Source organism: Sphingomonas flavalba (assembly GCF_004796535.1).
In the GTDB taxonomy this organism is placed as follows: domain Bacteria; phylum Pseudomonadota; class Alphaproteobacteria; order Sphingomonadales; family Sphingomonadaceae; genus Sphingomonas_L; species Sphingomonas_L flavalba.
In genome coordinates this window covers 148,219-161,083 of the sequence record NZ_SPHY01000003.1, presented here as the reverse complement: position 1 = coordinate 161,083, position 12,865 = coordinate 148,219, and the positions used below count along the sequence as shown (strand labels likewise).

Below are 12,865 nucleotides of genomic sequence, written 5' to 3'. Positions count from 1 at the left end.
CATGGCGAAGTTGAAACTGGGCCCCATCGTCGACGACAAACCCGTCAAGGTGACCGTGGCGCTGCCCGGCCCGCTCCATCGAGATCTGACCGCTTATGCGGAAGCGCTGGCCCGTGAGAGCGGTCAAACCGCGGCGGATCCGGTGAAGCTGATCGTGCCGATGCTCGAGCGGTTCATTGCCACGGATCGCGGCTTTGCCCGGGCCAGAAGGGGCTCCGCAACCATGTCCTGATCCCGGCGACCTGAACCGGCCACCGACATTCGCCATCCCTCGTAGATTGACCTGCCCCTCAGATGAGGATAATAACTTAACGGGTCACGTCGATATTCCCATCGAGTCTTTGTTGCTATCGACTTTGGGATGCTTACGATGCCGGGGGGCAAAATGGTGCTGAAATGGGGCGTAGAGCGCCGGCTCGAATTCATTGAGTTTCGTCTTTATTGGGAAGGCGGGGTCAACCGATCCGATATCGTCGAAGCCTTCGACGTGTCGGTGCCGCAAGCATCGAAAGATCTGACGCTTTATCAGGAACGCGCTCCGAACAACGCGATCTACGACAAAAGCGCCAAACGATACGTGGCGAGCGAGACGTTCCAGCCCTGCTTTTTAAAACCTGACGCCGCCCATTATCTCACGCAGCTGCGATCTGTTGCCGAAGGTATATTGCCGGCCGCGGCGTCGTGGATCGCACATTTCCCGCCCTTTAGCGGCCCACCTGTTCCCGCGAGGAATGTCACGAACGAAACGTTGCGGACCGTTCTCGGCGCCATTCGCGACAACCTCGCCATCGAGATCAAATATCAGTCGCTTTCGCGGCCGGTGCCGCGCTGGCGCTGGATCGCGCCGCACGCCATCGGCTTTGATGGCTTTCGTTGGCACGCGCGGGCCTTCTGCCAGATTGACCAAACCTACAAGGATTTCCTCCTCGCGCGGATTGTCGAAACGCGTGGTTCCAAATCCAGTGGGGTTAAGTCCGGCGGGGACGCCGATTGGAATGAGGAAGTCACGCTGGAGATCGGGCCGCATCCAGAGCTGTCCGATACGCAGGCTAAGGTGATTGCACTCGATTACCGCATGCGGGGCGGCAAGACGAAGATCAAGGTTCGCAGGGCGTTGCTTTACTACGCCTTGAGGCGTCTCGGGCTTGATACCGAGCCGAACACACGAAGGCCTGAGGATCAACAGATCGTTTTGTTGAACAGGGAGGTAGTCGATGAAAATCATCGATAACACCTCTCAGCTTCTCGGAGATGATCTGAAGAGCACGATCGGGCGCGGGACACGATTAAAAATCGCCGCGTCGTGCTTCTCGATCTATGCCTTCGAAGCGCTGAAATCAGAGCTTTCAAAGATTGATAGCCTGCAGTTCATTTTCACCGCCCCCACATTCATACCCACCGAAGCCACCGATCGCTTTCGCAAGGAGCGGCGAGAGTTTTTTATCCCAAAGTCGCGACGGGAAAGTGGGCTCTATGGGACCGAATTTGAAATCCAGCTGCGGAACAAGCTGACGCAGCGTGCCGTAGCTCGCGAATGCGCCGAGTGGATACGCAAGAAGGCCAAATTTCGCTCGAACACCACGAAAGCTCCGATGCAGCAGTTCTTGCACGCCGCGAGCAACGATGGCGGGACGGCCTATATGCCGATCAGCGGCTTTACGGCCGTTGATCTAGGCTATCAGAAAGGCGACGCGGTCTCGAATTTTGTGACCCGGTTCGACGACCCGAGTCACACGCAAATATATCTCCAGCTGTTCGATCAGATTTGGTCGGATCCGGAGAAACTCAACGATGTCACCGCCGCTGTCTGCGACCATATCGCGTCGGTCTACCAAGAGAATTCGCCAGAGCGCGTCTATTTCCTGATGCTGTACAACATCTTTCAGGACTTCCTGGAGGATGTTGACGAGGACGTTCTGCCGAACGACCTCACTGGCTACCGCGACAGTCTCGTCTGGAACAAACTTTTTAACTATCAGAAGGATGCCGCCACAGGCATCATTAACAAACTCGAGACGTATAATGGCTGCATTCTTGCCGACAGTGTTGGCCTTGGAAAGACCTTCACTGCCCTGGCGGTTGTAAAATACTACGAGCTACGCAATCGCTCCGTGCTGGTGCTTTGCCCGAAAAAGCTCGCAGACAACTGGCGAAACTATAACACCAATCTGACCACCAATATTTTCGCCAAAGACCGGTTCAATTACGACGTCCTGGCGCATACCGATCTGTCACGAACATCGGGCGAGTCCTTCGGCATTCCGCTAAATCGAGTGAACTGGGGCAACTATGACCTGGTGGTCATCGACGAGTCCCACAATTTCCGGAACAACGATGTCTATAAGGACCGGGAAACTCGCTATCAAAAGCTGATGAATAAGGTCATCCGCGCCGGCGTGAAGACCAAGGTTTTGATGCTTTCCGCAACCCCCGTGAACAATCGTTTCACCGATCTCCGGAATCAGCTCGCGCTCGCCTATGAGGGGCAATCGGAAACGCTCAGCGAGAAGTTGGGTACGCAGGCCAGTATCGAAGAAATTTTCCGGCGGGCGCAAAGGGCCTTCAACGACTGGTCAGCACTTCCGCCCGAGGAGCGGACAGCGGCCTCAATCCTGAAGGCGCTGGATTTCGACTTTTTCGAATTGCTCGACGCGGTGACCATCGCGCGCTCGCGCAAGCATATTGAGACCTTCTACGACACGACCGACATTGGCAAGTTCCCGGAGCGGCGCAAACCGCTCTCTTTCCATTGCCCGATTACGCAGCGGCCAGACGTAATGGGCCTGAATGAGATCTTCACGCAGCTGTCGGTGCTGAAGCTCTCAGTCTACGCCCCCATCAGCTACATTTTACCGAGCCGGCTGCGCAAATACGAGGACATCTACGATACGCAGGTGGAGGGCGGCGGCGGCAAGCTGAGGCAGGCCGATCGTGAGCGCAGCCTCCAGGCGCTGATGACCACCAACCTGCTCAAGCGCTTGGAAAGCTCGGTCGCGGCATTTCGGCTTACGCTGCGTTCTCTCGCTGGCAATATTTCACGCACGCTCGATGCCATCGACGAATTCGAAAGAACCGGCCGCAGCGGTAGCGTCGGCGACCATCTTGCAGAGATTAGCGATTTCGATCCCGAAGATGACGATCTGTCCGGCCTTGATGAATTTACCGTTGGTAAGAAGGTTCAGATCAGCCTTGGCGACATGGACTTGCCGTCGTGGAAACATGACCTTTCGGCAGATTTGGGTCTGATCGACAGCCTTATTGCGTCGATGGACATGGTGGCACCCAGGGATGATTCAAAGCTCCAGCATCTGCTATCCCTGCTGAAGCGAAAGATCGAGGAGCCGCTCAACCCCGGCAATCAAAAGGTCATCATTTTCACGGCCTTCGCAGATACGGCAAACTACCTCTTCGAGAATCTGGCCCCGGTTGCTCAGAGTCTGGGTCTAAATCTAGGTCAGGTAACGGGATCGGGTGCGCCGAAGACCACGCTCCGAAAGCCCTATGATTTCCAGAGCGTACTGACCCTGTTCTCCCCTCAATCGAAAGAGAAAGCTGTCGTCCTGCCCAATGAGCCGGCCGAACTGGACATTCTCATTGGCACCGATTGTATTTCGGAGGGGCAGAACCTCCAGGACTGCGATTTCCTGGTGAACTACGATATCCATTGGAACCCGGTGAGGATCATCCAGCGGTTCGGTCGGATCGACCGCATCGGCTCACCCAACAGCCAGATCCAGCTGGTGAATTATTGGCCGGACATCTCGCTCGACGAGTATATCAACCTGAAGGAACGCGTTGAGAACCGGATGGTGATTGCGGACGTCACTGCCACCGGCGATGACAATGTGCTCACTGCCAAGTCCAGTGACATTGCCTACCGGAAGGAGCAGCTCAAGCGGCTCCAGGACGAGGTGATCGAGCTGGAGGATGTGAAGGCCGGCATTTCTATCACCGATCTCGGGCTGAACGACTTCCGGATGGACCTGCTCAACTACGTCAAGGCGCATGGCGAGCTCAACAACGTTCCCTTTGGGATGCACGCCGTCGTTCCGGCGCAGCCGGAGTTAGGCCTGCAGCCTGGCGTTATCTTTGCGCTAAAGAACATCCATGAGGGCGTGAACGTCAATCAGCAGAACCGCCTCCATCCCTTCTATCTGGTCTATATCGGCGATGACGGTGAGATCATTGCCGACCATACCGAGGTTAAGCGGCTGCTCGACCTGATCCGCAGCAGTTGCAAGGGACGGGAAGAGCCGATCCCGGACGTCTGCCGCATTTTCAATGAGCGGACGGAAGATGGGCGGCAGATGGGGCGTTATTCCGATCTGCTCTCGAGCGCGATCCGGTCCATGATCGAGGTGAAGGAAGAAAAGGACATTGATAGTCTGTTCAGCGGCGGGCGTACGACGGCGCTGACCCACACCATCAAGGGACTGGACGATTTCGAGCTGATTGCCTTCCTGGTCATTGAAGGGGGTGAACCATGACCCTCTACGATTGGCCGCGCGCGGCCGGCTTCGGGCGCGTGATCCCCAAGAACAAGATCTATGAACACGCCGGGGCGAACACCAGCCTCAAGGACCTCTTCGTGCGCGAGGTCGATCAGATCGTCTGGTCGCATAAGCTGGCGCCCGAGACGGTCAATCTGGCGGCTACCAAGCAGGTAGCCGAGATGCAGGTCTTCCGCATCACCCCGCGCACCGCGACGCTGGACCATGACGTGCTGCGCGCCATCGACAAAGCCATCCCCTTTCCGCTGATCTTCGAGGTGGCCCATGGTGGCCGCGTAAGGCTGGCCGCGGCCTACAAGCGGCCGAGTGAGGCCGACGGCTCGCGCTGGGTGGTGGGCGACTACTTTCAGGGGGACTGGCTGCCCGAGGATGCGCCGCGCGCCCCGCTTCCGGTGGCGTTGAACATGGGCGCGCTGTACGAGCGGCTGCTCGAACCGCTGGTGGCGGGGCAGACGGCCCGGCTGGCCACCGGCTTGGGAGAAGCGCCGCAGACGCATTTCACCCCGGCCGAAGCGGAGCGCCCCGTGTCGCTGGAAGAGCGCATCGCGCAGGCCGAGGCGATCAAGGCACAGGCGCGCGAGGTCGGGCGGATCAAGGCGCGGCTGGGGCGCGAAAAGCAATTCAACAAGCGCGTGGCGATCAATGCCGAGTTGCGCGCAGCAAAACAGGAACTGGAGCGGTTGACGGCGGGAACCGCCGCCACTGCTGTAGCGAATTCCCAAGAGGACAATCATGGATAAGCTGAAGATGCATAGCCCCGACCTGAGCCAGGACAACATCGCCAAGATCCGCGATCTGTTCCCCGGCTGCGTAACTGAGGCGCGCGATGAGACGTCCGGCAAGCTGCGATTGGCTGTGGACTTCGATCAACTTCGACAAGAGCTGAGCGAGAATATCGTCGATGGGCCGCAGGAGCGTTATCGCCTCGAATGGCCCGGCAAGCGACAGGCATTGACTCTCGCCAATGCACCAATTGCAAAAACACTTCGTCCTTCGATCGCGGAAAGCGTTACGTTCGAAGATACTCGAAACCTGATTCTCGAAGGCGATAATCTTGAGGCCCTTAAGTTGCTTCAAGAGACTTATCTTGGTCGAGTTAAGTTAATATATATCGACCCCCCCTATAATACAGGCAATGATTTTGTTTACGAGGACGATTTCGGATTAAGCACAGAGAGCTTTCTACTTAAATCAAATCAGGTCACCGAATCCGGCAATCGTCTGGTCGCCAACCCAGACAGTAGCGGCCGCTTTCACTCGGACTGGTTAGATATGATCTACCCTCGCATACGCATTGCCCGGAACCTGCTTTCAGACGATGGAATCATCGTGGCATCTATCGACGAGAATGAAATATCGAACCTGCGTAAGGTATTTGATGAAGTTTTTGGCGAAGACAATTTACTCTTCCAGATTACTCTTCTGTGTAATCCCAAAGGCCGATCCCAGGATAAATATGTTGCCAACTGCCACGAATACCTGGTTGGATACTCAAAGCAAAATTTGCCGAAGGGCTCTGTGAATGTCCCAAAGGATGATGAGGAAATTGCGGCCAATTATAAGCTAAAGGACAAACGCGGACGGTATCGCGAGCTCGAACTCCGAAATACGCACAGAGAGTTCGGTAAACATAATCGTAAAAATCTATACTACCCTTTCTACGTCAGCAGCACCGGTCAGGTTTCGCTCGACGCTCAGCCAGGCTTTCATCCCGTATTCCCGGATTGGGACGACGGATTTGAAGGGTGCTGGACCTGGGGCACAGGTAAGGCTCGATCCCAACTAGACGAAGTGGTTGCAAGAGAGGTGAAGGGTTCTTGGAAGATTTTTCGAAAGAATTACGCGGAAGGTGAGGACGGCGAGGCAACAAAGCAGGTAAAATCTATTTGGACTGATAAGATTTTTCATACCGAGAAGGGACAAGCCACCTTCAACGAGCTCTTTAAAACAAGAGAAAAGATATTTCAGTCTCCAAAGTCAGTGGATACGTTAAGAGAAGTAATCCGCATGTCGACACATAGGGACTCTGTTGTTCTAGATTTCTTCGCTGGCTCAGGAACAACCGGACATGCGGTGCTAGCTCAGAACGCTGAGGATGGTGGCAACCGTAAATTCATTATGGTTCAGATAGATGAGCAAACGCCCGAGGGTTCAGAGGCAAGAAAGGCGGGCTTTTCGACTGTAGTTGAAATTACGAAGGAGCGCATCCGCCGCGCCGGGGAGAAGATCCTTGAAGGCATCTGCCATGCGAACTGGGACCGCGACGTCGGCTTCCGTGTGCTCAAGGTGGATACGTCGAACATGAAGGACGTCTATTACCGTCCCGATGAACTGAAGCAGTCAGACCTGCTCGATATGGTCGACAATGTGAAGGAAGGCCGCACGTCCGAAGACCTGCTGTTCCAGGTGCTGGTCGACTGGGGCGTTGACCTCACGCTGCCGGTCCGCCGAGAGACGGTCCAAGGCAAGACCGTGTTTTTCGTCGACGACAACGCCCTTGTAGCTTGTTTTGATCGCGGTGTGACCGAGGAACTCGTGAAGGAGCTGGCGAAGCGTGAGCCTTTGCGTGTCGTCTTCCGCGACAACGGCTTTGCCTCGGACGCGGTGAAGATCAACGTCGGGCAGATCTTCCGCCAGCTTTCGTCGACCACCGACGTCAAATCGATCTGAGGGCGCGCCATGAAGCTCAAGTTCAAGGTCCAGCCCTATCAGACCAATGCCGTCAACGACGTGGTCGACTGCTTCGCTGGCCAGCCCATGACCTCTGGCCTGACCTACCGCATCGACCCCGGCCGCAAGGCGCAGGCCAGCGCCTTCGAGGAAGGGTTCAAGAACGCCGATTTCGCGTTGAGCGAGGCGCAGATCCTGGAGAACATCCAGAAGGTCCAGCGGCGGCAGAACCTGCCCGTCTCACAATCGCTGACGGATTTCACTACCTTCAACGCCCGCGGGGAGCGCGTGCCCGTTCCGGCGGCCTACAGGCGCGATGCGCTTGCCGCCACCCGAGTCCATCTCGACGTCGAGATGGAGACCGGCACGGGCAAGACCTATTGCTACATTAAGACCATCTTCGAGATGAACAAGCGCTATGGCTGGTCGAAGTTCATCATCATGGTGCCGTCGATCGCTATCCGCGAAGGGGTCTACAAGTCGCTGCAGATCACGGCCGAGCACTTCACCGAGAGCTACGGCAAGAAGGCGCGGTTCTTCATCTACAACTCCAAGCGCCTGCATGAGCTGGAGAGCTTTTCTTCGGATGCCGGGATCAACGTGATGATCATCAACATCCAGGCGTTCAACGCGCGTGGGGCCGACAACCGCCGCATCTACGAGGAACTGGATGATTTCCAATCGCGCAAGCCCATCGACGTGATTGCCTCGAACCGGCCGATCCTGATTCTGGACGAGCCGCAAAAGATGGAAGGCGCGGCGACGATGGAGGCGCTGCCGAAATTTAAGCCGCTGTTCATCCTACGCTATTCGGCGACCCACCGTACCCAGCACAACCGGGTTCACAGGCTGGATGCGCTCGACGCCTTCAACCAGAAGCTGGTCAAGAAGATCGCGGTGCGCGGCATCCAGACTCGCGGTCTGTCCGGCACCAATGCCTATCTCTACCTGGAAGGTATCGACATTTCGAAGAAGGCGCCTGTCGCCCGGATCGAGCTAGAGGTGAAGCTGAAGTCAGGCGAGATCAAGCGCCAGCTACGGCGACTCGAGTTCCGCGACGACCTGTTCGTGGAGTCGGGCGAGCTGGACCAGTATCGTGGGTTCACGATCAGCCAGATCGACGCCGTCAACGACACGGTCGAATTCACCAACGGCGTGGTGCTGAACGCTGGTGAGGCCAATGGCGACGTCTCCGAGCGCGATATCCGCCGCATTCAGATCCGCGAGACGATCAAGGCCCATCTCGACAAGGAAAAGCAGCTGTTTGCACAGGACATCAAGGTCTTGTCACTTTTCTTCATCGACGAGGTCGTGAAGTACCGGGATTACGGCCAGGCCGACGAGAAAGGCGAATACGCTCGCGTCTTCGAGGAAGAATATGAGCTGCTGAAGGACGAGTACCTTGCGGAACTTGCGATCGATAACGAGGCATACCGAAAGTACCTTGCCGGGATCGATCCGGCCAAAACCCACAACGGCTATTTCTCGATCGACAAAAAAACGAACCGTCTGAAGGACCCAGCGGTCGGCGCCCGGTCAGTCGATTCTGATGACGTCGATGCCTACGACCTGATCCTGAAGGATAAGGAACGACTGCTGTCCTTCGCTGAACCCACGCGGTTCATCTTCTCGCACTCGGCGCTACGCGAGGGGTGGGACAATCCAAATGTCTTCGTCATGTGCATGCTCAAGCACAGTGACAACACCATTTCCCGCCGCCAGGAAGTTGGGCGCGGCCTTCGGCTGAGCGTTGACCAGCATGGAGACCGGATGGACCATCCGGCCGTCGTGCACGACATCAATGTGCTGACCGTTGTGGCGAGCGAAAGCTACAAGAATTTCGTTGCCGGCCTTCAGAAGGAGATTGCCGAAACCCTGTCGTCGCGTCCGCGGCGGGCGACTGAGGCTTATTTCACCGGCAAGACGATCACGACCGAACAAGGTCCGGTCGAGGTGAGCGCCGCAATGGCCAAACAGATCTACCGCTATCTGGTGAAGAACGACTACACCGATGATGCCGACCAGATCGCCGACGCCTATCACAACGCCAAAGCGGCAGGAACATTGGCTGAGCTACCCGATGAGCTGAAGCCTCACGCCGAGCAGGTATTCGGACTCATCGATGGTGTCTTCAGCGAGTCCCAGCTTCCGGACATCGGCGATGGCCGCAAGCCCAAGACCAATCCGCTCAATGCAAACTTCGAGAAGAAAGAATTCCAGGAACTTTGGAAGCGGATCAATCGCAAGGCGGTCTATCGGGTCGAATTCGATTCTGCGGAGTTGATCCGCAAGTGCATCAGCGCGCTGGATAGCCAGCTGCGGGTTACCCCGCTGCAATACACCGTGCAGGTTGGTGTGCAGAATGACGGTTTGATCGACGACCAGCTTCGCGAGGGCGACGGCTTCACCGTCACGAACACGACTACCCAGCAGGGGGACTCGATCCACTCGCTGGTGAAGTACGACCTCGTCGGGAAGCTGGCTGAAAACGCACAGCTGACACGTGACACGGCCGCGACGATCCTTGGCCAAATCGAGACTGCGATTTTCGGGCAGTTCAAGAGCAACCCCGAGCACTTCATCTCCGAGGCTTCGCGCATCATCGCCGAACAGAAGGCCGCCATGGTAATTGAGCGTCTGGCCTATGACGAAGTCGATGAAAGGTACGATGTCGACATCTTCACCGCCAATCAGACCGGGCAGGATTTCTCGCGCGCCACAGCGAAGCTCAAGAATCATGTCTATGATTACGCGATCACGGACTCGGATGTGGAACGGGCGTTCGTCAAAGAGCTCGATACGAGCAGCGAAGTCGTCGTCTACGCCAAATTGCCGCGCGGTTTCCTGATCCCGACCCCCGTTGGCGATTACAACCCTGACTGGGCTCTTTCGTTCAGGGCCGGCAGCGTCAGGCACATCTACTTCGTCGCGGAAACGAAGGGCACGATGTCGTCTATGAAGCTGCGGGAGATTGAGAACACGAAGATCGCGTGTGCCCGCAAGTTCTTTGATGAGATCAGCCGGCAGGTGACTGAAGATCGCGTCAAATATGACGTTGTTACCGACTATGGGAAGTTGATGGAGGTCGTGGGCGTTACTGCATGACGAATGGGGGCGGGGTGGGTTCTCGCGCATTGAAGTTGGTGGTCTGACCGACTCATGGCGATTACCCGACAATCCATACAGACTGCTTTGGAAGCAGAACGTCGTCTCACTCAGAAGGGCGGGGGCTTGGAGGTCGCCTCCGTTTTCTGGGAGGAGCACTATCTGGTTTTGAGCGTCAAGCCGCTCAAAGGCCGTAACCGTGTCGCCATTGACGAAGCCTTGGAAGGCGTGCGTGTCAAATGGGGTGCGGAACTTGAATATGCAGGCTTGATCAAGGTCGTCGATGCGGACCTCGAGCGCATCATTGTGTTGCCGGCTACCGGCGGGCAGCCCAACATTGGCGACACACTTTGGCTGTTCCCCGGAGATTTTCTTGGCCCGCTTATCGATATGTGGGGCGGGGAAATGGGCAAGCTGGCGGCGAAGCGATTGCGCCAGTCCAAAGAAGAAACCGAACCGCTTCAGCAAATTCGTCCGCTTGGTCCTGAATTCGACGAGCTGCGCGAGCGGCAGAAAACTGCCGTTCGAAATGCCGCATACCGGTGCTCGGTGGTGATTGGCCCGCCCGGAACCGGCAAGACGTTTACGGTTGGCGCGCTGGGCACTTATCTTCTGCGGCGGTTCAGCAAAGCGCGCATATTGGTGATCGGCCCGACCAACGTGGCGGTGGACACGGCTCTCCTGTCCATCGATGACTGGTTGGCCAAAGCCGGGCGCCCCGACATCGCCAAGCAGATGAAGCGGGTCGGCGCGCATTTCGATCCGCGCAAATATGTTGACCGCCCCCATCTTCTGGCCGCCGGACTGGACCAGAAAGTCACGGGATTTCTGCTTTTGGAGGCATCCGAACCATCAAAAAGCAAGATTGCCGAATATGTCAGATGGAAGGATCGCCTCGCGGCTGCACGCAAGGAGCTTGGCGCGGATATCGAAAGCGTCGCCCATAGCGCCCGTGTTGTAGGGATCACTGTCGCCACGGCGATCAAGTGGCATCATGTCTTGAAGGCCGCAGGGCCATGGCCGTTCGTCATCTGCGACGAAGCCAGTCAGATAATCGGGCCGGCGGCCCTCATGGTTCCGGCGCTGGGGCAGCAAACGATTTTTGCCGGCGATCCCAAGCAGCTTTCGCCGATCGTCCAGTCTGAGGGGCAGGTCCATCGGAATCTCCTCGCGAAGACTGCCTTTGATCTATTTGCCCACGCGCCCACCACGTTTCTGAACGAGCAGTCCCGTATGGCCATGGGGATTTGCCATGCAGTGAGCAGAACCTTCTACAATGGCGAGCTGACGGTTTGCCGCAAAGCTCGGCGGGACAAGGCCTGGAAGATGTACCGCAGTCCGTATTTCGTGAACGGGCGTGAAGTGCCGCGCGTGTGTTTCGAGCAAGTGTCGGAACCCTACCAATATTCGCAGAATTACGGCGGCTTCATCCGTTTTCAGTCGGCCAAAATGGTTGAGACGATTATTGATCATCTCGCTGGCTCTTACATCGATGCGGATGACGTTCTGATCCTTACGCCTTTCCGTGCGCAACGGACCCTGATCAGGAGTTTCCTGAAGCGCCGGCACCCGACGATCTCCGTCAGTACAGTCCATCGCGCGCAGGGTAGCGAGCGCAAGGTGATCATTTTTGATCCGGTCGACGCAACGTCCAGTTTTCTCCGTGGGAAGGAAGGTGATCGGCTGATCAATGTGGCGATCTCACGCGCCCAAGCCCATGTGATCATCCCCTATCATGTGTCCGAACTTACCAATCCGACGATCTCTCGCCTCCAGCATATTTCCTCAGGCATCTTCCAGACCAGCGGCCGATACATGCGGCCGTTCTCCTTTGCGACTGCTGGATAAGGCTGCGAACGATCCGCTCCACCGATGCCTTGCTGGCTATCAAGGAACGACCGGATAGAAGGGCTTGCCCCAGTCCTTCTCGGGATTGTCCATCATCAGGTCGGTGAAGACGGGCATCAGGAAGCCGAGGATCGCCGCGCCATCGCGGACCTGGGTGCGGTTGATGCCGCTGTTCCAGGTCGAGCCGCCATGAACGAGCTGGTTGCGCAACACATATAGCCGGTCGAAGACGAAGCTGAGCACGCGCTTGGTATCACCGCTCTGGATGGCCTGCGCGAAGGCGCGGGAGGAGGCTTTGAAACGCTCTTCCCAATCCTCGAAGCCGGCAATCCCGTTATGGTGCTGCCAGAACGGATTGAAGACGTAGCGGTTCTCCATCAGCAGTCGTACCGGTCCGGAAAAGCGCTGCCAGATTGCCCCATAGATACGACGCTGCTCGTCGAGGTCGATCAACTTTCCGAAGAAGTCTGCGAAAGCGGCGCGTTCGCCCGGCTGGATGGTCTGGAATTCGCCTTCGTCGGCATACGCGGCGTTGAACGCGATCCATAAGAAGATGAATTTGGCGTCGTCGTCGGTTCCGCAGGCCTCGGCGCGGCCGATCCAGCTGATAGCGCGATGGACGCGCAGGCCCATCGTTTGCGGAAAGCCTTCGCGGATCGCGCGCTGCTTGGTTTTCAGTTCTGCATGTGTGAGGCCGGTCTTTTTGGTCATTCCGCTTCGTTCCTGTTGCC

The 12,865-nt window shown here is 57.0% G+C and carries 8 protein-coding genes; 7 read left to right on the top strand and 1 reads right to left on the bottom strand.

Features of this window, described 5'->3' with window-relative positions; translation table 11 throughout:
- The first annotated feature begins 1 nt into the window (after position 1).
- From E4A53_RS04460 to E4A53_RS04430, 7 genes are all read left to right on the top strand, one after another.
- Entirely contained in the window at positions 2 to 232 is a 231-nt protein-coding gene (locus tag E4A53_RS04460; RefSeq protein WP_136161893.1) for a DUF2274 domain-containing protein, read from the top strand.
- Positions 233 to 361: 129 nt separating this feature from the next.
- Positions 362 to 1,231 (top strand): BrxR family helix-turn-helix transcriptional regulator, encoded by an 870-nt coding sequence (locus tag E4A53_RS04455; protein WP_136161892.1) that lies wholly within the window; start codon positions 362 to 364, stop codon positions 1,229 to 1,231.
- Positions 1,215 to 4,487 (top strand): helicase-related protein, encoded by a 3,273-nt coding sequence (locus E4A53_RS04450; protein ID WP_136161891.1) that lies wholly within the window; start codon positions 1,215 to 1,217, stop codon positions 4,485 to 4,487. The genes E4A53_RS04455 and E4A53_RS04450 overlap by 17 nt, the downstream gene beginning before the upstream one ends.
- Positions 4,484 to 5,251 carry a DUF4391 domain-containing protein gene (locus E4A53_RS04445; protein WP_136161890.1) on the top strand — a complete coding sequence of 256 codons (768 nt, stop codon included), beginning with the start codon at positions 4,484 to 4,486 and terminating at the stop codon, positions 5,249 to 5,251. Before E4A53_RS04450 ends, E4A53_RS04445 begins: the two co-directional genes overlap by 4 nt.
- Positions 5,244 to 7,181, top strand: a complete 1,938-nt coding sequence (locus E4A53_RS04440) for a site-specific DNA-methyltransferase (protein WP_136161889.1) — start codon at positions 5,244 to 5,246, stop codon at positions 7,179 to 7,181. The genes E4A53_RS04445 and E4A53_RS04440 overlap by 8 nt, the downstream gene beginning before the upstream one ends.
- Before the next feature lie 9 nt (positions 7,182 to 7,190).
- The gene (locus E4A53_RS04435) at positions 7,191 to 10,286 is read left to right on the top strand and encodes a type III restriction-modification system endonuclease (protein WP_136161888.1); all 3,096 of its coding nucleotides are present in this window, start codon (positions 7,191 to 7,193) and stop codon (positions 10,284 to 10,286) included.
- Between the two features lie 126 nt (positions 10,287 to 10,412).
- Positions 10,413 to 12,134 carry a DEAD/DEAH box helicase gene (locus tag E4A53_RS04430; RefSeq protein ID WP_168694308.1) on the top strand — a complete coding sequence of 574 codons (1,722 nt, stop codon included), beginning with the start codon at positions 10,413 to 10,415 and terminating at the stop codon, positions 12,132 to 12,134.
- Positions 12,135 to 12,173: 39 nt separating this feature from the next.
- Here the strand turns inward: E4A53_RS04430 and E4A53_RS04425 are convergent, their stop codons facing one another.
- Positions 12,174 to 12,845: a HEPN domain-containing protein gene (locus E4A53_RS04425; RefSeq protein ID WP_206366238.1), complete on the bottom strand. Its 672-nt coding sequence runs from the start codon at positions 12,843 to 12,845 to the stop codon at positions 12,174 to 12,176.
- Positions 12,846 to 12,865 lie beyond the last annotated feature (20 nt).